This is a genomic window from Pseudomonas sp. P135 (assembly GCF_020312125.1).
Lineage (GTDB): Bacteria > Pseudomonadota > Gammaproteobacteria > Pseudomonadales > Pseudomonadaceae > Aquipseudomonas > Aquipseudomonas fragariae.
This window is the reverse complement of the sequence record NZ_JAGPYR010000001.1, coordinates 491,304-513,673: the sequence shown is the minus strand read 5'-3', so window position 1 is coordinate 513,673 and position 22,370 is coordinate 491,304. Positions and strand designations below refer to the sequence as shown.

The 22,370-nt window shown below is 59.7% G+C and carries 21 protein-coding genes; 8 read left to right on the top strand and 13 right to left on the bottom strand.

Going from position 1 to position 22,370, the window contains the following annotated elements:
• Nucleotides 1-41: 41 nt before the first annotated feature.
• The gene (locus tag KBY08_RS02250) at nucleotides 42-455 is read right to left on the bottom strand and encodes a DUF4398 domain-containing protein (RefSeq protein ID WP_003409265.1); all 414 of its coding nucleotides are present in this window, start codon (nucleotides 453-455) and stop codon (nucleotides 42-44) included.
• 380 nt (nucleotides 456-835) lie between these two features.
• On the opposite strand from KBY08_RS02250, the gene ppc reads away from it, so the two are divergent.
• From ppc to KBY08_RS02220, 6 genes are all read left to right on the top strand, one after another.
• Complete coding sequence (ppc, locus tag KBY08_RS02245; RefSeq protein ID WP_011266958.1) at nucleotides 836-3,472, top strand: phosphoenolpyruvate carboxylase; 2,637 nt, start codon at nucleotides 836-838, stop codon at nucleotides 3,470-3,472.
• A 282-nt stretch (nucleotides 3,473-3,754) separates the two neighbouring features.
• Nucleotides 3,755-4,402, top strand: a complete 648-nt coding sequence (gene adk, locus KBY08_RS02240; RefSeq protein WP_024639887.1) for an adenylate kinase — start codon at nucleotides 3,755-3,757, stop codon at nucleotides 4,400-4,402.
• A gap of 92 nt (nucleotides 4,403-4,494) precedes the next feature.
• On the top strand, nucleotides 4,495-5,169 hold the full coding sequence (tsaB, locus tag KBY08_RS02235) for a tRNA (adenosine(37)-N6)-threonylcarbamoyltransferase complex dimerization subunit type 1 TsaB (RefSeq protein ID WP_032656412.1): 675 nt from the start codon (nucleotides 4,495-4,497) through the stop codon (nucleotides 5,167-5,169).
• 243 nt (nucleotides 5,170-5,412) lie between these two features.
• Nucleotides 5,413-5,724, top strand: a complete 312-nt coding sequence (locus tag KBY08_RS02230; RefSeq protein ID WP_011266960.1) for a hypothetical protein — start codon at nucleotides 5,413-5,415, stop codon at nucleotides 5,722-5,724.
• 2 nt (nucleotides 5,725-5,726) lie between these two features.
• Nucleotides 5,727-6,590, top strand: coding sequence for a DUF72 domain-containing protein (locus KBY08_RS02225; protein ID WP_032656414.1), 864 nt, complete (start codon nucleotides 5,727-5,729; stop codon nucleotides 6,588-6,590).
• A 133-nt stretch (nucleotides 6,591-6,723) separates the two neighbouring features.
• Nucleotides 6,724-7,413: an extensin family protein gene (locus KBY08_RS02220; RefSeq protein ID WP_004406300.1), complete on the top strand. Its 690-nt coding sequence runs from the start codon at nucleotides 6,724-6,726 to the stop codon at nucleotides 7,411-7,413.
• Nucleotides 7,414-7,449: 36 nt separating this feature from the next.
• Here KBY08_RS02220 and KBY08_RS02215 read toward each other — a convergent pair whose 3' ends face one another.
• On the bottom strand, nucleotides 7,450-8,073 hold the full coding sequence (locus KBY08_RS02215; RefSeq protein ID WP_004406299.1) for a hypothetical protein: 624 nt from the start codon (nucleotides 8,071-8,073) through the stop codon (nucleotides 7,450-7,452).
• A 96-nt stretch (nucleotides 8,074-8,169) separates the two neighbouring features.
• On the opposite strand from KBY08_RS02215, the gene KBY08_RS02210 reads away from it, so the two are divergent.
• Nucleotides 8,170-8,979, top strand: a complete 810-nt coding sequence (locus KBY08_RS02210; protein ID WP_011266962.1) for a class I SAM-dependent methyltransferase — start codon at nucleotides 8,170-8,172, stop codon at nucleotides 8,977-8,979.
• Between the two features lie 71 nt (nucleotides 8,980-9,050).
• Here the strand turns inward: KBY08_RS02210 and KBY08_RS02205 are convergent, their stop codons facing one another.
• The 7 genes from KBY08_RS02205 to KBY08_RS02175 all read right to left on the bottom strand — a co-directional run bounded on the left by KBY08_RS02205 (nucleotide 9,051) and on the right by KBY08_RS02175 (nucleotide 18,039).
• A complete protein-coding gene (locus tag KBY08_RS02205; protein ID WP_024651763.1) occupies nucleotides 9,051-9,740 on the bottom strand; it encodes a DUF4197 domain-containing protein in 690 nt (229 codons plus the stop codon).
• Between the two features lie 204 nt (nucleotides 9,741-9,944).
• Complete coding sequence (locus KBY08_RS02200; protein ID WP_004406295.1) at nucleotides 9,945-10,295, bottom strand: YbaY family lipoprotein; 351 nt, start codon at nucleotides 10,293-10,295, stop codon at nucleotides 9,945-9,947.
• Nucleotides 10,296-10,406: 111 nt separating this feature from the next.
• Nucleotides 10,407-12,908 carry a glycerol-3-phosphate 1-O-acyltransferase PlsB gene (gene plsB / locus KBY08_RS02195; protein WP_004406292.1) on the bottom strand — a complete coding sequence of 834 codons (2,502 nt, stop codon included), beginning with the start codon at nucleotides 12,906-12,908 and terminating at the stop codon, nucleotides 10,407-10,409.
• Nucleotides 12,909-13,086: 178 nt separating this feature from the next.
• On the bottom strand, nucleotides 13,087-13,464 hold the full coding sequence (locus KBY08_RS02190; protein ID WP_011266966.1) for a hypothetical protein: 378 nt from the start codon (nucleotides 13,462-13,464) through the stop codon (nucleotides 13,087-13,089).
• A 19-nt stretch (nucleotides 13,465-13,483) separates the two neighbouring features.
• Entirely contained in the window at nucleotides 13,484-14,293 is an 810-nt protein-coding gene (locus KBY08_RS02185; protein ID WP_004406286.1) for a putative RNA methyltransferase, read from the bottom strand.
• The gene (gene dapE / locus KBY08_RS02180) at nucleotides 14,293-15,444 is read right to left on the bottom strand and encodes a succinyl-diaminopimelate desuccinylase (RefSeq protein ID WP_003409292.1); all 1,152 of its coding nucleotides are present in this window, start codon (nucleotides 15,442-15,444) and stop codon (nucleotides 14,293-14,295) included. Before dapE ends, KBY08_RS02185 begins: the two co-directional genes overlap by 1 nt.
• Before the next feature lie 99 nt (nucleotides 15,445-15,543).
• The gene (locus tag KBY08_RS02175; RefSeq protein WP_080278052.1) at nucleotides 15,544-18,039 is read right to left on the bottom strand and encodes a glycosyltransferase family 2 protein; all 2,496 of its coding nucleotides are present in this window, start codon (nucleotides 18,037-18,039) and stop codon (nucleotides 15,544-15,546) included.
• 301 nt (nucleotides 18,040-18,340) lie between these two features.
• Between KBY08_RS02175 and tcdA the strand changes: the two genes are divergently transcribed.
• On the top strand, nucleotides 18,341-19,171 hold the full coding sequence (gene tcdA / locus KBY08_RS02170) for a tRNA cyclic N6-threonylcarbamoyladenosine(37) synthase TcdA (protein WP_004406281.1): 831 nt from the start codon (nucleotides 18,341-18,343) through the stop codon (nucleotides 19,169-19,171).
• On the opposite strand, the gene KBY08_RS02165 is transcribed toward tcdA, so the two are convergent.
• The 4 genes from KBY08_RS02165 to KBY08_RS02150 are packed head-to-tail and all read right to left on the bottom strand — an operon-like array spanning nucleotide 19,162 to nucleotide 22,260.
• Complete coding sequence (locus KBY08_RS02165) at nucleotides 19,162-19,569, bottom strand: SufE family protein (protein ID WP_024639896.1); 408 nt, start codon at nucleotides 19,567-19,569, stop codon at nucleotides 19,162-19,164. The genes tcdA and KBY08_RS02165 overlap by 10 nt on opposite strands.
• Nucleotides 19,566-20,771, bottom strand: a complete 1,206-nt coding sequence (locus tag KBY08_RS02160) for an aminotransferase class V-fold PLP-dependent enzyme (RefSeq protein WP_024639897.1) — start codon at nucleotides 20,769-20,771, stop codon at nucleotides 19,566-19,568. The genes KBY08_RS02165 and KBY08_RS02160 overlap by 4 nt, the downstream gene beginning before the upstream one ends.
• A gap of 59 nt (nucleotides 20,772-20,830) precedes the next feature.
• Nucleotides 20,831-21,865: a 2,3,4,5-tetrahydropyridine-2,6-dicarboxylate N-succinyltransferase gene (gene dapD, locus KBY08_RS02155; protein ID WP_024639898.1), complete on the bottom strand. Its 1,035-nt coding sequence runs from the start codon at nucleotides 21,863-21,865 to the stop codon at nucleotides 20,831-20,833.
• A gap of 47 nt (nucleotides 21,866-21,912) precedes the next feature.
• On the bottom strand, nucleotides 21,913-22,260 hold the full coding sequence (locus tag KBY08_RS02150; RefSeq protein WP_003314287.1) for an ArsC family reductase: 348 nt from the start codon (nucleotides 22,258-22,260) through the stop codon (nucleotides 21,913-21,915).
• Between the last annotated feature and the right edge of the window lie 110 nt (nucleotides 22,261-22,370).

Below are 22,370 nucleotides of genomic sequence, written 5' to 3'. Positions count from 1 at the left end.
TCAGTTACGAATTCATGAAAACAGAAGGGTGTACAGGACAATCACTGCACCTGACGCAGGCCTTCTTCACGGAGTTCGTTGACGCCTTGACGAGCGTCCTGCACGGCCTTGGCAGCTTTGGCGGCCTGAGATTTGCGTTCTGCTACGCGAGCGTCCCACTCGGCCTGTTCAGCCAGACGGCGTGCTTCATCATATTTGTGATCCTGCATGGCCAGATCAGCAGCCTTGAGCTTGTCCTGAGCCGACTTCATTTCTACCGCCGCGAACTCGGTACCGCCAGCGCTGACAGCGCTGTTGACTGCCGATTGCGAAACCGCGTACTGCTCGGAGGGCGGGTTACCGGCACAGCCGGCCAGGATAAAGGTGCTACCGAGTGCCAGCGCAGCCAGCTTGAGACCGCGCAGGCCTTTGAATTTGGTTTTGGCAGTTAGGGTGTTCATGTTGATCAACTCCAATGTCTGACTCCAACGTGGTTATCCATGACAGTCGTTGCATCAAGTCCGGGCATCAGGTTCTACAACCGCCTACTGCCTTTCGGGCTTTCCTGTAATGGTTAATGGTTCCGACCTTCGCGGTTTTTGAATAGTTCAGATAAATATCTACTGACCGGTCAGGAATTTTCAGAGGCATTCAGACGAGTGCCAATATGTTGATCATCATATGAAGGCGCGTCGAACCCCGTTCAATAACCCTGATCGCGTTCAGGTTTTTGCTGAAGCATTTGTCCAACTGCAGACTTTTGGTGCACTGTTGGCATAGCGGATTCGAATTCACGTACGCCCGTGCTACCGAGCGGGTACGCAACTGAGCCCAGATAAAAAACGGGAGAGGAACGATGGCCGATATCGATGCGCGTCTGCGCGAAGACGTTCACCTGTTGGGTGAGCTGTTGGGGAATACGATTCGCGAGCAGCGAGGTGCGGAATTTCTCGACAAGATCGAGCGTATTCGCAAAGGTGCCAAAGCGGGCAGGCGCGGTTCCGCAGAAGGGGCCGAGCAACTCAGCTCCAGCGTCGACGGGCTGGGTGATGATGAGCTGCTGCCGGTGGCGCGTGCGTTCAACCAGTTTCTCAACCTGGCCAATATTGCCGAGCAATATCAGCTCATGCACCGCCGCGATGATAAACAGCCGCTGCCATTCGAGTCGCGAGTACTGCCCGAACTGCTTGATCGCCTCAAGGCCGAAGGCCACTCACCTGATGCCCTGGCACGCCAGCTCAGCAAGCTGGAAATCGACCTGGTGCTGACTGCGCACCCGACCGAAGTGGCACGTCGCACGCTGATTCAGAAATACGACGCCATCGCAGCGCAGCTGGCTGCACTTGATCATCGCGATCTCAATAGCATCGAGCGCACACAGATTACTTCGCGCCTGCAGCGGCTGATTGCCGAGGCCTGGCATACCGAAGAGATCCGGCGCATCCGACCCACCCCGGTCGATGAAGCCAAATGGGGTTTCGCGGTCATCGAACATTCCCTCTGGCACGCCATTCCAAACTACCTGCGCAAGGCAGACCATGCGCTGCATGCGGCCACCGGTCTGCATCTGCCCCTGGAAGCCGCGCCGATCCGTTTTGCCTCCTGGATGGGCGGCGACCGCGACGGCAACCCGAATGTCACCGCCGCTGTCACCCGCGAAGTGCTATTGCTGGCGCGCTGGATGGCCGCTGACCTGTACCTGCGTGACGTGGACAATCTCGCCGCAGAACTGTCGATGCAGCAGGCCAGCGACGCTCTGCGTGCCAGCGTGGGTGACAGCGCCGAACCCTATCGGGCAGAACTCAAACGCCTGCGCGAGCGCTTGCGCGCGACGCGCAACTGGGCCAATGCCTCACTGAGCGAAACCCTGCCTGCGCCGGAAGCGGTGCTGCGAGACAACCGTGAACTGCTCGACCCGCTGCTGCTGTGCTTCCAGTCGCTGCACGAATGCGGCATGGGTGTCATCGCCGACGGCCCGCTTCTGGATTGCCTGCGTCGTGCGGTCACATTCGGCCTGTTCCTGGTGCGTCTGGATGTTCGCCAGGATTCCAGCCGTCACTGCGCAGCGATGACCGAAATCACTGATTATCTGGGGCTGGGGCGCTACGAAGAGTGGGATGAGCAGACCCGCATCGACTTTCTATTGCGTGAATTGAATAACCGCAGGCCGCTGCTGCCGAGCTACTTCAAACCGGCCGCCGATACCGCAGAGGTTCTCGCAACCTGCCGCGAGGTGGCGGCCGCCCCGGCCGCGTCGCTGGGGTCCTATGTCATCTCGATGGCCGGCTCGGCTTCGGATGTGCTGGCCGTGCAACTGCTGCTCAAGGAATCCGGGCTGCAGCGGCCCATGCGTGTGGTGCCGCTGTTCGAGACCCTGGCCGACCTGGATAACGCCGGGCCGGTGATCGAGACGCTGCTCGGGCTGCCGGGCTATCGCTCGCGTCTGCACGGCCCGCAAGAGGTGATGATCGGCTATTCCGACTCGGCCAAGGATGCCGGCACCACTGCGGCGGCCTGGGCGCAGTACCGCGCTCAGGAAAGGCTGGTGGAGATCTGCCGCGAGCAGCAGGTCGAATTGCTGCTGTTCCACGGTCGCGGCGGTACAGTCGGTCGTGGAGGCGGTCCCGCGCACGCGGCGATTCTGTCGCAGCCGCCGGGTTCTGTGGCCGGGCGTTTCCGGACCACCGAGCAAGGGGAAATGATTCGTTTCAAATTCGGTCTGCCGGACATCGCCGAGCAGAACCTCAATCTGTATCTGGCTGCCGTGCTGGAAGCGACCCTGTTGCCACCGCCACCTCCGCAGCCAGCGTGGCGGACGATGATGGACCAGATGGCCGACGACGGGGTCAGTGCCTACCGAGCGGTGGTGCGCGAGAATCCCGAATTCGTCGAGTATTTCCGTCAGGCGACGCCCGAGCAGGAGCTGGGGCGCTTGCCACTTGGCAGTCGTCCGGCCAAGCGCCGCGAGGGCGGTGTAGAAAGTCTTCGTGCCATTCCGTGGATCTTCGCCTGGACGCAGACGCGTCTGATGCTGCCCGCCTGGCTGGGTTGGGAGGCCGCACTGAGCAAGGCGCTGGAGCGCGGCGAAGGCGAGGTGCTGGCGCAGATGCGTGAGCAGTGGCCGTTCTTCAGAACGCGCATCGACATGCTGGAAATGGTCCTTGCCAAAGCCGATGCGGACATCGCCCGACTCTACGACGAACGTCTGGTCAGTGCTGAGCTGCAACATTTGGGCGCACATTTACGCGACCTATTGTCGCAGGCGTGCAATGTGGTTCTGGGGCTGACCGGGCAGACGCAACTGCTGGCCCACAGCCCTGAAACGCTGGAATTCATCAGTCTGCGCAACACCTACCTTGACCCGTTGCATTTGCTTCAGGCGGAGCTGCTGTCGCGCTCGCGTAATCGTGAAGCCAGTCTGGACAGTCCTCTGGAACTGGCGCTGCTGGTGTCTGTAGCGGGGATTGCTGCCGGTCTGCGCAACACGGGCTGATGGATCCGGCCAATGTCATCGTCGGGCCTTTTCGGTCCGGCGATGGCCAGCGCGGGTTTTCCAGGCGGGTCTGCCTGAAACGTTGATATAGGTCATGTCACTCTGAAATCAAGGCCGGCAAGCCGGTACGCCTGCGGTTACTGCGACTTTCGGCGGCTTGTGCGGCCTCGGTCTGCTGTGTATCTTGATCAGCCTTTCGGCCTATTGGCCTGATTCATTTTTTAGATTGGCCCCCGAGGCGAATCCGATGATTTCACTATAAAAAATTTGAGGAGCATGACGATGCGCGTGATTCTGCTGGGAGCTCCCGGGGCCGGTAAAGGTACTCAGGCAAAATTCATCACTGAAAAGTTCGGCATCCCGCAGGTTTCGACAGGCGACATGCTGCGCGCTGCAGTCAAGGCTGAAACCGAGCTGGGCCTGAAGGCCAAGAGCGTCATGGACTCAGGCGGTCTGGTTTCCGATGACCTGATCATCGGCCTGATCAAGGACCGTCTGGCTGAGCCGGACTGCGCGAACGGCGTGCTGTTCGATGGCTTCCCGCGCACCATTCCACAGGCCGAAGCCCTGTTGAACGCCGGTCTGGAAATCGACCATGTGCTGGAAATCGCGGTCGATGACGAAGAAATCGTCAAGCGCATGTCCGGCCGCCGGGTTCACGAAGGTTCCGGGCGCATCTACCACACTATCTTCAATCCGCCGAAGGTCGAAGGTATCGATGATGTGACCGGCGAACCGCTGCTGCAGCGCAAGGACGACGTCGAAGAGACCGTGCGTCATCGCCTGTCCGTGTACCACGCGCAGACCAAGCCGCTGGTCGAGTTCTACAGCCAGCTGGAAGCGAAGAACGGCAAGCCCAAGTGCAGCCATATCCCGGGCGTCGGCTCGGTTGAGGACATCACTGCAAAAGTACTGAAAGCCTTGAGCTGAGGCTCGCAGGCTGAACAATAAATGGCCCGCTTGCGGGCCATTTGTCATTTATACTGCTGCACTTTTTCACATTGACCACGACGGAAACACCGATGACCACCTTGCTGGCCCTGGACACCGCCACTGAAGCCTGCTCGGTCGCTTTGCTGCATGACGGCAAAGTACTGAGCCACTACGAGGTGATCCCGCGCCTGCACGCCCAGCGGCTGCTGCCCATGATCAAAAGCCTGCTGGCCGAGGCGGGCATTGCCATGTCGGCGCTGGACGCCATTGCTTTCGGCCGCGGTCCCGGTGCGTTCACCGGTGTGCGTATTGCCATCGGCGTCGTGCAAGGCCTGGCATTCGCCCTTGAGCGTCCGGTGCTGCCCGTGTCGAACCTCGCCGTGCTGGCGCAGCGCGCCTTGCGCGAGCACGGCGTGTCGCAAGTGGCCTCGGCCATCGATGCACGCATGGACGAGGTGTACTGGGGTTGCTATCACGAGCGCGCCGGAGAGATGCGTCTGTTGGGCGACGAAGCTGTCATGGCGCCCGAATTGGCCACGCTGCCTGCGCACGCCAGCGGGCAATGGTTTGGTGCCGGTACGGGCTGGGGCTATGCAGAGCGTATTCCGCTCAGCCTGGCAGGCCATGATGCGGCCATGCTGCCGCACGCGCAGGATCTGTTGACACTGGCGACCTTCGCCTGGCACCGCGGCGAAGCCCTGCCTGCGGATGACGCTCAGCCGGTCTACCTGCGCGACAAGGTCGCTACACCTAAAGCACGTTGATTGAATGAGTTCAGGACCCGCGCAATCGTCTGATTCGTCATGAACACGTCTTTCAATACTCGCCAGCATCAGCCAATGCTGGAAAAATATCAGTTTGCCATCTACCGTTTATCGTCTGAATGGTCTTTAATCTCATTTGGCGATAACAAGTTGCAAGATATGTGGTCTAGTTATCGTTACGCGATTTGCGAACTACAAGGCAGTAACGCTAAATTGCTACTATCGACGCCGAGTACATAATCGATGCGCATAGACGGAACCTCATCACGCTCGTACCCCATCAAGCGAAAGCCGCAGAAAACACCTTCGACGGTCGAAGGTTCTTTTGAGGAAGTCGTGGTTGATGCCGAGCTGCCGCCGCCACCAGCGCGCGCTCGCCGTGAAACGGGTGATCCAACGATTGGCAGCACTGCCAACGTACCTGCGCGTCCGCAAGACATCATTTTCCCGCGCTCCATGAGCTCTCGTGTCGCCCACGCGCTGGCCAGTTATATGGCCACTGCCAGTTTTGTCGATTGGGACCTTGAAGTATCGGGGCTCGATCTGCACGTCTGATTGTGTTTCGTCTGCCTTACTACCTCGGTTGTCCGTCATGGAGTGAAAACGCCTGGCGAGATTCGCTGTACCCCGAAGATGCCCGCCCCAATGATTTCCTGAACCTCTACACTCAGGTGTTCAACGCTGTCGAAGGCAACACCACGTTCTATGCCCGTCCCGCCGCCACTACGGTGCAGCGCTGGGCAGAAATAATGCCCGACGATTTTCGCTTCACCGCCAAATTCCATAAAGACATCAGTCACAACGGCGACCTTCGTGAGCAGGTGGGCGCCGCTGGGGAATTCATTCGCCTGCTTGCGCCTCTGGGCAGACGGGTCGCGCCGTTCTGGCTGCAGTTGCCCGCCAGCTTCACACCGCAGCGCCTGGCCGAACTGGCCGGTTTTCTTGACGAGCTCAAGGTGTCTGTAGCAGTGGAAGTGCGCAACATGGCTTTCTTCATGAAAGGTGACGAAGAGCGCATGCTCAATCGCCTGTTGCTGGACCGAGGCGTCGAGCGCATCTGCCTCGATTCGCGGGCATTGTTCAGCTGTGTCTCGAGTGATCCTGCAGTCCTGCACGCCCAATCGAAAAAGCCCAAGGTGCCGCCTCGTCCGGCTGCGCTGACGCTGTTTCCCCAAGTGCGCTTCATCGGCGGTCCGGACCTGGAGGCCAACGATCAGTTTCTGCTGCAGTGGGTGGAAAAGGTCGCCGTGTGGATTGAAGAGGGGCGCACGCCGTATGTCTTCCTGCACACTCCGGACAACATCAGGGCTGCCGAGCAGGCCATGCGCTTTCACCAGCAACTGATGGCGCGATTGCCGGGCTTGCCGGCATTGTTCGAACTGGATCGCGGGCCTCAGGTGGAACAGTTGGGCTTGCTCTGAGGTCTTCCAGGTGTGGGCTGAAAAAGCCTGGCCTTGCGGAGAGCACGCTTATGGATGCGCAACTGCGCTGTGTTGCCCCTGTTTACAAACGCCTCTTGCGGTTCGCCTCTGTTGCCCTGGTCAAGGGTTGAGCATGCGCGTGCTTCTGGTATTCCTGTTGCTCTGTGCAATGGCTGCGTTGGCAGTCTGGCGTGGCTGGGTCGATGTCCCCGAGCGCTGGAACCCATGGGCGCCACTGGATGTGCGGGCCGAGCCCAACTTTCTGACGGCTTACAAGCTATCGCGATTGCAGAACGATCCCGCACTGTGCGATCAGGTGCTGAGTTCGTCGGGGTTGCGTTTCAGTCGCCAGGCCGACAGTGATCCGTCTGCTCGTTGCCCTCTGCAAAATACCCTGCGTATCCAGGGTGGCGACGTGGCGCTGAGCAGCAGCTTTCTGGCCAGTTGCCCATTGGCGGTCGCCTATGCGCTATTTGATATCCACACGTTGCAGCCTGCCGCCCAGGCCGTTTTCGGCCAGCGGGTAGCGCGGATCGATCACTTGGGCAGCTTTGCCTGCCGCAATATCTATAACCGCACCAACGCTCGGCTCAGCCAGCATGCCACGGCCAATGCGCTGGACATGGCAGGTTTTCGCCTGGCAGACGGTCAGCGCATCGGTGTTCTAAAGGACTGGAACGATGATGGGGACAAGGGGCGTTTTCTGAGGCTGTTGCGTGACGGTGCCTGCAAAAATTTCAGTACGGTGCTCGGGCCTGAGTACAACGCGGCGCATCGCGATCATTTTCACGTCGACATGGGGCGCTGGTCGGTGTGCAGGTAAAGCCGCGGTAAGCTGCCGGCAGGAAGCGTTCGGGGCTTATGCCGCCATCCGCAGGTTTTGCAGGATCAGCGGGCGTGCCCAGCCGTTCTCGTAGTCGAACTGGCGTTGTTGGGCGGCGATGGTCTGCTCATCCAGGGGCAGGGCAGGCTTGTCGGCCAGTTCCCATTCGAATTCGGCAATCGGCAGATGCAGCGGGCGTGGCTGCGGGCCAGGGCCTGGTTTGACGCTATCGTCATAAGGATTCAGAACGGTAGGGCGTACCCAGTGGCTCTCGAACTCCAGATGGCGTTGCTGTTCGATCATTTCAGCCATGCTGAACGGTTCTGCAGGTGGAGGCAGAAGATCGAGGTCAAACTCGGCAATCGGCAGGAACAGCGGCTCTGGAGGCTTGACCTCGGTGTCGGTGACCGGGCAGGTACGTTGCTCGACGATCTTGCTCAGGGTTTTTGCGCCAGCGACCGGTTCGCCTGTTTCTACATCCACCTCAACGGCCGTCGGGTGCACGGGGACTGAAGCGCTTTCACTGACCTGATCCGCCATCGCCCGGGCAAATGCATCCGACCACAGCTGCGTCACACCACCCAGTGTGCGGCTGTTGCGTACGCTAAAGTCGCCTGAGTGCGACAAATAGCCGATGGATGATTGAACAATCTCTGACATAGCGATCAGTACTGGCCTTGGGTCTGGCAAAATGCCGGATACTTGGTTATCGGCAGGCTTTGCCGAACATTAACAATTTTTGAGTGTGTAAACGCAATGATTGAGCAGCAAGCAGGCAGTCGTATCCGGGTCGAAGCCCTGGCCGTTGGCGGACAGGAGCAGGCGGCGCAATGGGCGCAGCGCCTGGGCCTGCCGTTGACCGATGCGCACGCTGATTTTGCACTGCAGCTTACTGACGAAGGGCTGCAGTTGCAGCAATTGGGCGATGATGCGCCAGGCGCGGTACGTGTCGATTTTGTCGAGGGCGCAGTGGCTCATCGGCGACTGTTCGGTGGTGGGACCGGGCAGATGATTGCCAAGGCGGTTGGTATTCAGCCAGGCATTCGCCCCAGCGTGCTGGATGCAACGGCAGGGCTTGGCAAGGATGCGTTCGTGCTGGCAAGTCTCGGTTGCGACATGAGCCTGATCGAGCGTCAGCCGATCATCGCTGCATTGCTGGAGGATGGTCTGGCCCGCGGGCGCGGTGATCGTGACGTCGGTTCGATCATTGCCCGGATGCGCCTGTTGACCGGCAACTCGATCGACCTCATCCGCGCCTGGACAGGCGAGCCGCCCCAGGTGATCTACCTGGACCCGATGTTCCCGCATCGGGAGAAGACCGCCCTGGTGAAAAAGGAAATGCGCCTGTTCCGGCCGCTGGTCGGTGATGACATGGACGCGCCAGCCTTGCTGGAAGCCGCGCTGGCGCTTGCCACCCACCGCGTGGTGGTCAAACGCCCGCGCAAGGCCCCCTGCATCGACGGCCTTAAGCCGGGCTATGCGCTGGACGGCAAATCCAGCCGCTACGACATTTACCCGAAGAAAGCCTTGAAGCCCAAGGCAGCCACAGACGAGAGCGGTGCATAGCGCCTATCGTCGACGGCCTGAGCCCGAATCAAACGCAGATGCGCCTGTAAATACAGGCGCGAATCCCGCACTCAAAGTGCGCCAAACACTTTCTTCGCCAGGCCCGTAGCGGCGGCAGCAGGGTTGGCGCGAATGCTTTCTTCCTGTTTGGCGATCATTTCGAACAGCCCGTTCAGCGCTTGCTCGGTCACGTAGCCTTCAAGGTTGGCATTTTTGCTGTCAAGCGCGCCAAGTGCTGCCGCTTTGCCGGCAAAGGCGTTGTACTTCTGGGCCAGGCCCACCTGATCGGTGGACTTCTTGACGATAGGCAGGAACTTGGCGCGGATCTGCTCGCGGCTGGTGCTGCTCAGGTACTGGGTGGCCGAGTCCTTGCCACCGCCGAGAATGGCCTTGGCGTCGGTTACGCTCATCTTTTTCACTGCGTCTACAAGCAGGGCCTGAGCTTGAGGCACGGCAGCTTCGGCGGCCTGATTCATGCTGGTTTCCAGCTGATCGACCTGAGTGCCCATGCCGAGCATTTTCATTTTTTTCGCGATCTGGCCGAGTTTGCCCGGCAGCTCGATACGTACCTCTTCATTTTTGCTGAAGCCACCGGGCACGCCGAGCTGTTTGACGGCGACCTGTGCGCCTTGAGTCAGGGCATCTTTGAGTCCTCCGGTCGCGTCCGATTGCGAGAGGTCGCTCAGCGACAGGGCGAAGACGTTGGCCGACAGCAGAAGGCCAGCGCACAGGCCGGCCAGGGTGAAGGAAAAACGAGGCATGAGAGCTTCCTTGTTGAAGTGGGTTCTGACCTGAACCCGGGTCGATAGTGGTGCGGTGCGTGATCAAGCGTATCAGGAAGTCGCAACAGGCACTTGCGCCCGTGAGCGATGCACGTCAATCGATGTCGGGGGTGATGAAGCCTTGTGAAACGACAACGGCGCGTGAAGGCGCGCCGTTGAAGGGAGCAAGCAGTGTTGAACGGATTAGCCGGCTGCCTGAATGACCTTGATCTTCAGGCCGCTCTGGTCCTGGTTGGTCAGTTCAACAGGATGAACAGTGTCGTTGATCCAGATAAGTTTGCCGTCATGTTCGATGCGTGCCGACAGTGCGTAGCTGCGACCCTGAATGGGGTAGCGATCTGCGGCATAGCCCAGTTCAAACGGCAATGGCACCTGGCTGGTAATGTGTGTTTCGCTGACGTCGATGACAGGGGCCAGAACATCAGCAAGGCTGATGTCACTCAGGGTGACAGTCAGTTTGCAGCCCGCTGGCAGCAGGATGCGTGGCAGGTAATAAACTTCACCCTGAAGGCGTACTAGGGGTTCGCTGGACATTTCAATTTCCTTATTGAGTGTGGGTCAGTCATTGGCACAAACCACACCTTAGCAACTGCCGGGGAGCATAAAACACTCGTCTAAAGATCCCCGGCTAATTGCGGAAAATCCCTACGCTGCGCCTTGATCGGTTCCCGCTTCCTGCTCCTCTTCATTGCTGTGCAAGGCTACTTGCCGTATCGAAAGACGGATTTCGGCAGGCAATACCCGCTTGGCCGCACCTTCTGCCAGTTCGCCCAGCATCGGGTGATAGCTCAGCTTGCCGGCACTGTCCTTGCGCAGTACGCCCAGGTCCAGCAGGGTCTGGATGAAGTGCCGGAACAGGCTCTTGTCGAAGAACTCTGGCGCATTGAGGCCATGCAGAATCGACAGGCGCTGGGCCATGACCGTGCACAGGTCCTCAAGCTGCTCGGGGCTCAGCGTGTTCTGCCCGCTGTTGAGCAACAAGGCAATCGCCATGTAGAAGCGCTGCAGGGTCTGGGCGATGGCGCGCGACAACAGCGTCAGCAGTACGAACTCGCGGGAACTGGGCTCCGGGCGCACGTAGGCGTCCTTTTTGAAGCGCAACAGACCTTGTTCCACGAACGCGGCCAGCCACTGATCGACCACGTCATCCAGCTCGTTCAGCGGCCAGCGAATGAACAATTCCGATTGCAGGAACGGATACAGCGCACGTGTGTAGCGCAGGATCTGTTCACGGGTCATGCGCGACGAGCTCTGGAAAAAGCTCGCCAGCAGCGAGGGCAGGGCGAAGATGTGCAGGACGTTGTTGCGGTAATAGGTCATCAGCACCGCATTCTGTTCGTTCAGGTACAGAATTTTGCCCAGCGCGTCTTTTTGCTCGGCGAGCAGGTCCATGCCTTTGACATGCTCGATCAATGAGCGGCCATCACCTTCCGGCAACGTCGTGTGCGGAGAATAAGGCACGGCGCGCAGCAGGGTCAGGTACAGGTCGAGAACCCGCTCCATGGCCTGATCGTCCAGCGCCAGTCTTTGCGTCGACAATAACGCCACGGCAACCAGGTTCATCGGGTTGACGGCAGCGGCTTCGTTCAGGTGCTGAGCCACACGCTCGCCCAGACGGTGCGTGGTCTCGCTCAGCCATTCGGGGCGAAATTGCGGGTCCAGTTGCTGTTCGCGCCAGTCCGGTTGTTCGCCATCGAGAAACTCGGCCAGTTTGATCGGCGCACCGAAGTTCACCGAGACCTGGCCGAAGCGCTGCTTCAGCGCGCCGATGACTTTGAAGATATCGAAGATCGACTCTTTCTTCTTGGTTGCTCCGCGCAGTTCGCCCAGATAAGTACGGCCTTCCAGTACGCGCTCGTAACCGATGTACACCGGGATGAAGACGATAGGCATCCGCGAGTTGCGCAGAAAGCTGCGCAGGGTAATGGCAAGCATGCCGGTTTTCGGTTGCAGCATGCGCCCGGTGCGCGAGCGACCGCCTTCGACAAAGTATTCGACCGGAAAGCCCTTGATGAACAGCGTGTGCAGGTATTCGGTGAACACCGCCGTATACAGCGGGTTGCCCTTGAACGTGCGGCGCATGAAAAATGCCCCGCCACGTCGCAGCAGGCCGCCGACCACAGGCATATTCAGGTTGATGCCCGCAGCAATGTGCGGCGGCGTGAGGCCGTTGCGAAACAGCAGGTAAGACAGCAGCAGGTAATCGATATGGCTGCGGTGGCAGGGGACATAAATGACCTCATGTCCCGGCGCGACTTCCTGAACGCCTTCGATGTGGCTGACCTTGATGCCGTCGTAGATCTTGTTCCAGAACCAGCTGAGCACCACTTCCATGAAGCGGATCACTGAATAGGTGTAGTCCGAGGCGATCTCGTTGCCGTAGCTCAGCGCCCGTTCCCGCGCCTTTTCCTGGGTGATGTGTTCACGCTCGGCTTCTTCGATGATCGCCTGCTTGACCAGCGGCTCGTCCAGCAGACCTTTGACCACCGTGCGCCGGTGCGAAACGTCGGGACCGATCACGGCACTTTTCAGGTTGCGAAAGTGCACGCGCAGCAGACGTTGGGTCATGCGCAGGGTCAGTTCGTAACCTTTGTTTTCACCCACCAGTTCGCGCATGTGGATAGGCGCGGAAAACTGCACGCGGGTCTTGCGGCCCAGAATCAGAATGCTGACCAGGCGACGTAAGCGGCCGGTCACCGCCCAGCTGTCGGCAAACAGCAGCTTCCAGGCACTGGACTCGCGGTCAGGCGACTGGCCCCAGAACACGCTCACCGGGATGATCTGCGCGTCTTCGCCGGGGTTCTGGCTGACGGCTGCGACCACACGCTCCAGCGTCGGAGGCGCACCACGCTTGTCCTGGCGACCGAGCCAGTCGGGGGAGGGGGTCAGGTAAAAGAATGCGGCCGGCTCGATCAGGTTGCCGACCGCTACCGACAGCACCGGACGAGGCAGACCAGCCTTGCGGCATTCTGTGTCGATCACTGCCAGATCGCTGATCGACGGCGATTGCAGCGCATAGAACACCGGGCGGCTGCGGTCCAGATTCAGCGTAAAAGACGATTGATTGATGGTTTCCGAGCGAACCCAGAGATACAACAAACGGCGCAGGGTGCCGAACACAAGGCGACGGAACGGAGAACGGGTCATACGGCTTCTGCTGAGTGAGGGGCGGGAGGCTGCCCTGGATGGGCGCCAGTGTGACGTATCCCGAAGCGATCGGCAAAAGCGCCGGTGCGCGCGCTGAACGGATCACGTCTGAATGACCGCTTGCCGAGCCGGGCTCACCTGACGACGGCACATATCAGGAGCGTCGCGGCGAAAAATCCTACGCGGTTCGCCAGGTAATCTCTTCCTCGCCGTCGGCACTCACGCGTATCCAGCGGTCGGCCGTCTCGTCGCTTTCTTCTTCAACCCAGGTGCCCGGGGCGCAACGTACTTCGACGTTCAATGCCTTGAATGCGGCGCGAGCACAGGCGATGTCGTCTTCCCACGGGGTCTGATCGCTGTCCAGGTGCAGACTGTTCCATTTGCCGACCGCTCTGGGCAACCAGGTCACGGCGACAGTGCCCGCGGTGCATTTCCAGGTCTGGCCTTTCTGCTTCCATTCGCTGCAAAAGCCCAGCGCTTTGCCGAGCCACTGGGCGATTGCCTTGTGATCGACGTCTTCGTCTTTCAGGTAAATCTCGATATCGGGTTGGCGCATGGGGGCCTCTGTTGAATGCTTATTGCAGCACGAAATAATCGTAGCGCATGGAAACGGTGACCTTGAAAGGTCCTGGTTGCTCGATGACCGCTGCCCGACGTTCGGCGCTGGCGCGCCAGCCGTGCGGTGTCATGGCCAGCAGATCGGCGCGGGACTGGCCGTCGATCAGCTTCAGCGTGTAGCGCAGGGTTTCGCTGTGTTGCAACTGCATGCCTTGCGGCACCAGCGACAGGTGCTTGTCGTCGGCGTAATCGCGCACTTCATCATAGAGCCGCTGACGCAGCTCCATCAGATGCTCATTGGTCGGGCCGACCCGCATCAGCCCGCCGCCTGGGGTCAGCAAGCGCTTGGCTTCCTGCCAGTCCAGCGGGCTGAACACGCTGGCCAGAAACTGGCAGCTGGCATCCGCAAGTGGCACACGGGCCATGCTGGCGACCATCCAGGTCAGCGCCGGATCACGACGACAGGCGCGTTTGACCGCCTCGCGGGAGATGTCCAGCGCATAGCCATCGGCATGCGGCAAGGCTTCGGCAATCTGCGCGGTGTAATAACCTTCGCCACAACCGATGTCCAGCCAATGCGCGGGGGATCGCTCGGCGGCCAGTTCAGCCAGTCGCCGGGCTACCGGCGCGTAGTGCCCGGCGTTGAGAAAATCGCGTCGCGCCTCGACCATGGCCTGATTGTCGCCCGGGTCGCGGCTGTTCTTGTGCTGCACCGGCAACAGGTTCAGATAACCCTGACGGGCTCGGTCGAAACGATGATTGGCCGGGCACACCACGCCGTTGTCGGCAGTGCTGAGCGGCGCTGAGCAGATCGGGCAGGTCAGCATCAGGCGAGCAACTTGACCAGAGTCTGGTAGTAGATCTCGGTCAGCACATCGAGGTCGCTGGCCAGAATACGTTCGTTGACCTGATGGATCGTTGCGTTGACCGGCCCCAGCTCGACCACTTGGGTGCCGAGGGTGGCGATGAAACGACCGTCGGAGGTTCCGCCGCTGGTCGAGGCTTTAGTCTCACGGCCGGTGACGCTTTTGATGCTGGAAGACACGGCGTCCAGCAACGCGCCCGGTTCGGTGAGGAACGGCAGGCCGGACAATGCCCAGTCCACGTGCCAGTCCAGTTCATGCCTGTCGAGGATATCGGCAACGCGCTGCTGCAGACCTTCGACGGTCGACTCGGTGGAAAAACGGAAATTGAAGACCGCCACCAGATCGCCGGGGATGACATTGGTGGCGCCGGTGCCAGCGTTCAGGTTGGAGATCTGGAAGCTGGTCGGCGGGAAGAAGTCGTTACCGTGGTCCCAGTGCTCGGCGGCCAGTTCGGCCAGGGCCGGCGCGGCCAGGTGAATCGGATTCTTCGCCAGATGCGGGTAAGCGACATGGCCCTGCTTGCCGCGTACCGTCAGCGTGGCGCCCAGCGAACCGCGCCGACCGTTCTTGACCACATCGCCGACCAGCGTGGTGCTCGACGGCTCGCCGACGATGCACCAGTCCAGACGCTCGTTACGCGCTGCGAGGCGTTCGACCACGGCTTTGGTGCCGTGATGCGCCGGGCCTTCTTCGTCGCTGGTGATCAGAAATGCCACCGAGCCCTTGTGATCAGGGTGGTCGGCGACAAAGCGTTCGGCCGCCACCAGCATGGCCGCCAGACTGCCTTTCATGTCTGCCGCGCCGCGTCCGCAGAGCATGCCGTGCTCGTCGATCAACGCATCGAACGGGTCGTTCTGCCAGTTCTGCAGCGGCCCGGTCGGCACCACGTCGGTATGCCCGGCGAAACACAGTACCGGGCCGTCGGTAGTGCCGTGGGTGGCCCAGAAGTTGTCGACGTCTTCGATACGCATTGGCTCCAGCTTGAAGCCGGCATCGCCCAGGCGCTGCATCATCACGGTCTGGCAATCGGCATCGACCGGCGTCACTGACGGACGGCGGATCAGATCGCAGGCGAGTTGGAGGGTGGGCGAGAGGTCGGCTGGGGCCGTCATGTACAGAACTCCGGTAGCAAGACTTTGGGCGCGAAAAGGCGGATATCTTAAAGCAAAACGACGACCTGAGGCCGTCGTTTATCGTGCCCGGTGGATATGTCAGGTTGTCGGCAGTGCCGGGCGGTTTGCGCGTGCCGACAAGATAGCCATGGTTATGGCTGCAAGATAAGGGAGTGATTGTGCGAACAGCATGGTTATCCAGAAACCGGAATTCGTATCGATGGATGCCCTGCCTGTGAGCAAAAGCACAATCGCGATCCAGGAGATCGCCAAGGTAGACAGTTCTTCCCTTACATCGAGCAGGTTTTGTCCGATCCGGTTTGCAGAGGTATGTTTGGGCGTTCTGTAGAAAGGCATCGCCGAGGTGAAAAGCCCCGCCAGCACTGCCTTGCCCAAGGTCGGATAAAGCGCCATGCCGGCCAGTATCGCCGCCAGTGCCTCTTTGATGTGTGTGCTGACCAACCGCCGGTAAAGCACAATCATCTTGAACGAGCGCAGGGCAAACATCAGTATCAACGACGTGGAAAATATCCATGGCAGCGGCCCGAAAGTCTCGGGCTTAAGGATCATTGCCATCGACCAGGCCAACGCAGCCAGCGTTAACAGATAATTCATTCCTTCTGCCACCCACGGCATCCACCCCGCGATGAAATGGTAGCGTTGCATCGCGCTCAGGGACGCGCAATTTCCTGCAATCAGGCTTCCGGCGTGCCGCTTGACGATCTGCATAGCTCCATATGCCCAGCGATATCGTTGTTTCTTGAAGTCCATGAACGTATCGGGAGTCAGCCCTTTGCCATAGCTGATAGCGGCGTAACCAGTGGAGAAACCACTTTCAAGCATACGCAGGCCAAGTTCGGCGTCTTCGCATATGCACCATTCCGCCCAGCCCAGTCGGTCCAGTGCTGATCGGCGGATCAGTGTCATGGTGCCGTGCTGGATAATTGCATCGTGATTGTTACGGATCACCATGCCGATGTTAAAAAAACCTCGGTACTCGGCCTGACAGCAACACTTGAACAGGCTTTCGTGACCGTCGCGATAATCCTGCGGCGATTGAATGACTGCAACCTTCGGGTCCGTGAAGTGGGGCACCATATGTTTGAGCCACTGTCGATGGACGCAGTAATCAGCGTCGATGACTGCCACTACCTCTGCGTCTTCAGCGGTATGTCTCAGGAGGTAGTTGAGCGCACCCGCTTTGAATCCGGGAAGTGGACTGACATGAAAAAACCGGAACCGAGGGCCGAGCTGCTGACAGTATCGCTCGATAGGCTTCCAGATGGCCGGGTCCTGAGTATTGTTGTCGATAACCAGCACCTCGAAGTCCGGGTAGTCCAGCGTTTGCAACGAGTCGAGAGTCCGTTTCACCATGTCCGGAGGTTCGTTGTAGCACGGAACATGCAGGGAAACTTTCGGGGCGGGACCAACAGGACGATGGACGGGGCTGAAAGAGCGTGGGGTGTCCGGTCCCCAGCAGGCTTCGAGGAATTCGTGCGTTTCGATACCCATGTAAGTCAGCACGCTGGCAGCCCAGATAAAGACGACAGGCAGCGCGAGCCAGGCGGGCAGTGGCTGTGAGTAGTGCATGCCGAACCCTGACAATGCGCAATAAGCCAGCACGATTATCAAGGCGCCTGCAGGCCACGACTCCGGTTTAAGGCGGGTGATAAGCCTGAGTATTTCCGAGAGCATGTTGACCGGCATTTTTACCGGGCCGTTGACGTGCAGTTTTAATCTGCGCTTTGCATCGAACAAACCCCAATTAGGCCCGGGCAGACCTTCTTCAGTCTTCCAGTGCTGGTCGAAGGCTTCTATCACGAAATAGTCATGGCCGTGCTGATCCAGTAATGGAATCTGGTTGCGCAGGTATATCGAGTGCTCTGCGTCAAAGGTCGTCATCCGCCTCTTGGCGATGGCCTTGCTCGGCCAGCCAATCTCCGAAAGTATGAGGGGCTTGTCGGGGAATCTCGTTCTCAGTTCGTTCGCGTGTGCCAGAACGATCGCGCTCGCGTCCAGCGCTGAAACGCCTTCCCAGAAAGGCAAAATATGGGCGGCAATGAAGTCGACATGCCTGACGAGGTCCGGCGTCTCGTACCATTGTGTCCATATCTCGGAGGTCGAAACAGGCACATTGACGGCGCGTCGTGCGGTCTGCAGATAGTGAATAAGCAGATCGATGGGAACATCATCACGAAACAGGACTTCATTTCCCAAGACCAGGCGTTGCACGCTGGAGTAACGGTTGGCGAGTTCGATCCCTGCATTTATTTCCTCGATATTGTGCGTTTCATCCTCTGTTATCCACACGCCAAGCGTGACATTCATGCCCAGTGCTTCGGCGAGTTCGGGGATATGCATCAATGTCCCTTCCACCGAGTAAGTTCTTATATTCCGTGTAATGCTTCGAAGTAGCAGCAGGTCTTCTCTTATCTGATCACGCGTCGGAAAAATCTGTTTGTAGGGGCTTTGGCCCGGTCGAAAAGGGGCGTAGGCCACGCCAGAGATCATTGCAGGCCAGTTGGGCGGATAATTGAACCTGGTTTTGAACAGGTTTTTCAGCCACGTGCCTGCCTTGTTTGAATATTCATCCATGTGTGAAACGTGCTCCATGCTTGTTGCACTGGTGCCGCGAGTTCCCTTCGCGTTGGTTAACCTTAGTCGCCCTCGTTCATTGCCGTTTGCAATGCTTAGACTCTTTTCCTCGGGCGTTTCCAAAAACGGAATGGCGTTTAGGCAGTGGGCGTTGATCGCGTTCTAAAATCATTATTTTTTACTTCCCTTGAGTCTCTGGGTCAGTTCGTCAACGGACCAGGACCTTGCCTGCCGGGAACAAGTCAGGTGTCTTGCCGTCGACAAACCCCTATAATGCGCGCCGGTTTTTGAGGTATTGATCATGAGCGCAGAAGATCCGCGGTTCGCTGGTATCGCCCGTCTATATGGCATCGAAGGGCTGGCACGCCTGCGCGCGGCCCATGTGGCGGTGGTGGGTATCGGCGGGGTGGGCTCCTGGGCGGCGGAAGCCATGGCGCGCAGTGGTGTGGGCGAGATTTCGCTGTTCGACATGGACGATGTCTGTGTCAGTAACAGCAACCGTCAGTTGCATGCGCTCAGCAGTACGGTTGGCCAGTCGAAAGTCGAGGTGATGGCTGAGCGTATCCGCGCGATCAACCCCGATTGCATCGTGCACGCGGTGGCTGATTTCGTCACCCGCGACACCATGGCCGAGTGCATCACCCCGGACATGGACTTCGTCATCGACTGTATCGACAGCGTCAACGCCAAGGCTGCGCTGATTTCCTGGTGCAAGCGGCGCAAGATTCAGATGGTCACCACCGGCGGGGCGGGGGGGCAGATCGACCCGACCCTGATTCAGATCGCCGACCTGAACCGCACGTTCAATGACCCGCTGGCCTCCAAGGTGCGCTCGACCCTGCGTCGGGATTATGGTTTTTCACGCACGCCGAACCGTCACTACAGCGTGCCTTGCGTGTTTTCTACTGAACAACTGCGCTACCCCAAGCCGGATGGCAGTATTTGTCTGGAAAAGAAATTCGTCGGCGAGGGCGTAAAGCTCGATTGCGCCGGTGGTTTCGGTGCAGTGATGATGGTGACTGCGACCTTTGGCATGGTTGCCGCTACCCGTGCGGTAGACAAGCTGGTGGCGGGCACGCGACGGCCTTCGGAGCGGATCAAGCCAGCGCTTGTAACACCCGATCAGGCTTGAGTCAGCTGGCGCATCTTCTGCAGTACGGCATTCAGGCCGTTGCTGCGCGAGGGTGAGAGCTGGCGGGCGAGGCCCAACTGATTGAACCAGCCAGGTAAATCCACGGCTGCCAGCTCCCGGTCCGACAGGCCGTTGACCCGCGCCAGCAGCAGCGCCACCAGACCGCGAATCAGTCGCGCGTCACTGCCGGCCCGAAACAGCCAGGCATTGTCGCTGACTTCACCGGTCAGCCAGACCTTGCTTTCACAACCGTGTACCAGGTTGTCGTCGGTCCTTTCTTCGTCACTCAGCGGCGCAAGTTGATCACCCCATTGCATCAGCAGGCGTGCGCGCTGTTCCCAGCCTTGTGGCCGGGAGAAACTGTCGAGCGCAGTTTGCGCCAATGGCGGCAGACTCATCGAAGCAGCTCCAGTGCCTGATCCAGTGCGCTGAAGAACTGCAGCAGATCGTCCGAATCGTTGTACAGCGCCAGTGACACGCGAATCGCGCCGGGTAGGCCAAGGGTCTTGAACAGCGGCATCGCGCAATGATGACCGGCACGTACGGCAATGCCCTGTTCGGTCAGCAGGTGAGCCACATCAGCATTGTGAACATCGTCGACGACGAAGCTGACCAGTGCCAGATCCGGCGAGCCCAGAACCTGGATGCCATCACGCTGTTGCAGGCCCTCAAGCAGGCGACGGTGCAGTCTGGCTTCATGTTCTGCGACCGCCTGATGATCGAGGCTGTCCAGATAGGCCAGCGTAGCGCCCAGACCGATCACACTGGCGATGGGCGGGGTGCCGGCCTCGAAACCCAGGGGTGCCGGACGAAATTTCGCGTGCTGATAATCGGCTGTCAGCACCATCTCGCCGCCGAACTGCCAGTGCGCGAGGCTGGGCAGCGCCTCGTTGCACCCGTAAAGCACGCCGAGTCCTTCCGGGCCATACAGTTTGTGGCTGGAAAACACATAAAAATCGCAGCCCAGCGCCTGCACATCGTGGCGTCCGTGCACCACGCCCTGTGAGCCGTCCACGACGGTAATGGCGCCTTGGGTCTTGGCCAGTGCGATAAGACGAGCGAGCGGTTGCCAGGTGCCGAGCACGTTGGAGAGCTGGGTGACGGCGAGCAGACGTGTGCGCGGTCCGATCAGGTTGGCTGCCGCGTCGCAGTCGATCACGCCATCGATATCCAGCGGCAGAACCACCAGTTTCAGGCCGCGACGCTGAGCCAGTTGCTGCCATGGCAGCAGATTGGCGTGATGTTCCAGCGCGCTGATGGCGATTTCGTCGCCCGCCGCGAATTCATGTTCCAGCCCGTAGGCCAGCAGGTTCAGCGCAGACGTCGCGCCGTGAGTGAAGATGATCTGGCCGTTCTCGCCGGCATTCAGCCAGCGGGCGGCCTTGCCACGGCTGGCCTCGAACGCTTGAGTGGCGTGTGCGCCGGGCAGATGCTGGGCACGATGCACATTGGCGGCACCGTTGGCATAGTAATGAGTCAGGGCGTCGATCAGCGCCTGGGGCTTTTGCGTCGTGGCGGCGTTGTCCAGATAAGTCTGGCCTTGCCGTTGCAGGGCGGCGATGGCGGGGAAGTCGCCACGCCAGGGAGAGAAGAGGGGCATTGTTCGTCCAGCGTGTGGAGGCGGGTTCAAAGCCAGCAGCCTTGAACCCGCACACAGCATCAGTTATGAGCGTGCAGTGCTTCGTTCAGCTCGACGGCCGACTTGTGGGTTTTGCATTCCACCGCGCCGGTCTGAGAGTTGCGACGGAACAACAGGTCGGTCTGACCCGCCAGCTCGCGGGCCTTGACGATCTTGACCAGCTCATTGTTTTCGTCGAGCAGCGCGACTTTGGTACCTGCGGTCACGTACAGGCCCGACTCAACGGTGTTGCGATCACCCAGCGGGATGCCGATGCCGGCGTTGGCACCGATCAGGCAGCCTTCACCGACCTTGATGATGATGTTGCCACCACCGGACAGCGTACCCATGGTCGAGCAGCCGCCGCCCAGATCCGAGCCCTTGCCGACGAATACGCCAGCGGAAACGCGGCCTTCGATCATGCCCGGGCCTTCGGTGCCGCCATTGAAGTTGACGAAGCCTTCGTGCATGACCGTGGTGCCTTCGCCGATGTAGGCGCCAAGGCGCACGCGAGCGCTGTCAGCGATACGGACGCCGCTCGGCACGACGTAATCGGTCATTTTCGGGAATTTGTCGACCGAGAACACTTCCAGCAGCTCGCCCTTGAGGCGTGCTTCGAGCTGACGTTCGGCCAGTTCGGCCAGATCGACCGCGCCCTGGCTGGTCCAGGCCACGTTTGGCAGCAGCGGGAAGATACCTGCCAGGTTCAGACCGTGCGGCTTGACCAGACGGTGCGACAGCAGATGCAGCTTGAGGTACGCCTCGGGAGTCGACGTCAGTGTGGCGTCTTCAGCCAGCAGGGTCGCGACCAGTGGCTTCTGGCTTTCGGCCAGACGAGTCAGCAGTGCGGCTTGAGTCGCGTCCACGGATTTGGCCGCTTCGGCCAGCTTGTAGGCCATGTCGACATTAAAGGTGATCGCCTGGTTGCCGCCGGTGTAACCCAGAACCGGTGCGATAGCCGCGACCAGCTCCGCAGAAGGATTGATCAGAGGCTGAGCATAAAATACTTCAAGCCATGCGCCTTGACGATTTTGGGTGCCGACGCCGAAGGCCAGGCTGAACAGGGTGGTGGACATGTAAATACCTCGTGGCTTTATCAAGGGGCTTTCAGTAGCGCTCTGGCTTACTGTAAAGCCGCTGCATACAGGTCAGGCTTGAAGCCGATCAGGGTTTTATCGCCCAGATCAAGCACCGGGCGCTTGATCATGGACGGCTGCGCGAGCATCAGTTCTATGGCTTTCGCCTGGTCGAGATCGGCCTTTTGTCCGTCTTCGAGCTTGCGAAAGGTCGTGCCTGCGCGGTTCAGCACAACCTGCCATCCGTGTTCATTGCACCACTGCTCGAGGTGCTCACGGTCGATGCCCTGGGTCTTGTAGTCGTGAAATTCGTAGCTCGCCGAATGCTCATCGAGCCAGGTACGAGCCTTTTTCATCGTGTCGCAGGCTTTGATGCCAAATAGAGTGTAAGTCATTGTTTAAGGTGGGGTGGCTGATCTTGCTCGATACTCCCCACGTCCTCTCCGCGCAATTTAGCCGGCTATTATGCCACGTCAGTCCGTTCAGTGTCGTGACAGCGCCGGTA

Bases quoted from the DNA above. Each gene is read 5' to 3' on its own strand.
- ppc (WP_011266958.1), top strand. From the start codon at position 836: ATGGCCGATATCGATGCGCGTCTGCGCGAAGACGTTCACCTGTTGGGT.
- adk (WP_024639887.1), top strand. From the start codon at position 3,755: ATGCGCGTGATTCTGCTGGGAGCTCCCGGGGCCGGTAAAGGTACTCAG.
- tsaB (WP_032656412.1), top strand. From the start codon at position 4,495: ATGACCACCTTGCTGGCCCTGGACACCGCCACTGAAGCCTGCTCGGTC.
- KBY08_RS02230 (WP_011266960.1), top strand. From the start codon at position 5,413: ATGCGCATAGACGGAACCTCATCACGCTCGTACCCCATCAAGCGAAAG.
- KBY08_RS02220 (WP_004406300.1), top strand. From the start codon at position 6,724: ATGCGCGTGCTTCTGGTATTCCTGTTGCTCTGTGCAATGGCTGCGTTG.
- KBY08_RS02215 (WP_004406299.1), bottom strand. From the start codon at position 8,073: ATGTCAGAGATTGTTCAATCATCCATCGGCTATTTGTCGCACTCAGGC.
- KBY08_RS02210 (WP_011266962.1), top strand. From the start codon at position 8,170: ATGATTGAGCAGCAAGCAGGCAGTCGTATCCGGGTCGAAGCCCTGGCC.
- KBY08_RS02205 (WP_024651763.1), bottom strand. From the start codon at position 9,740: ATGCCTCGTTTTTCCTTCACCCTGGCCGGCCTGTGCGCTGGCCTTCTG.
- KBY08_RS02200 (WP_004406295.1), bottom strand. From the start codon at position 10,295: ATGTCCAGCGAACCCCTAGTACGCCTTCAGGGTGAAGTTTATTACCTG.
- plsB (WP_004406292.1), bottom strand. From the start codon at position 12,908: ATGACCCGTTCTCCGTTCCGTCGCCTTGTGTTCGGCACCCTGCGCCGT.
- KBY08_RS02190 (WP_011266966.1), bottom strand. From the start codon at position 13,464: ATGCGCCAACCCGATATCGAGATTTACCTGAAAGACGAAGACGTCGAT.
- KBY08_RS02185 (WP_004406286.1), bottom strand. From the start codon at position 14,293: ATGCTGACCTGCCCGATCTGCTCAGCGCCGCTCAGCACTGCCGACAAC.
- dapE (WP_003409292.1), bottom strand. From the start codon at position 15,444: ATGACGGCCCCAGCCGACCTCTCGCCCACCCTCCAACTCGCCTGCGAT.
- KBY08_RS02175 (WP_080278052.1), bottom strand. From the start codon at position 18,039: ATGGATGAATATTCAAACAAGGCAGGCACGTGGCTGAAAAACCTGTTC.
- tcdA (WP_004406281.1), top strand. From the start codon at position 18,341: ATGAGCGCAGAAGATCCGCGGTTCGCTGGTATCGCCCGTCTATATGGC.
- KBY08_RS02165 (WP_024639896.1), bottom strand. From the start codon at position 19,569: ATGAGTCTGCCGCCATTGGCGCAAACTGCGCTCGACAGTTTCTCCCGG.
- KBY08_RS02160 (WP_024639897.1), bottom strand. From the start codon at position 20,771: ATGCCCCTCTTCTCTCCCTGGCGTGGCGACTTCCCCGCCATCGCCGCC.
- dapD (WP_024639898.1), bottom strand. From the start codon at position 21,865: ATGTCCACCACCCTGTTCAGCCTGGCCTTCGGCGTCGGCACCCAAAAT.
- KBY08_RS02150 (WP_003314287.1), bottom strand. From the start codon at position 22,260: ATGACTTACACTCTATTTGGCATCAAAGCCTGCGACACGATGAAAAAG.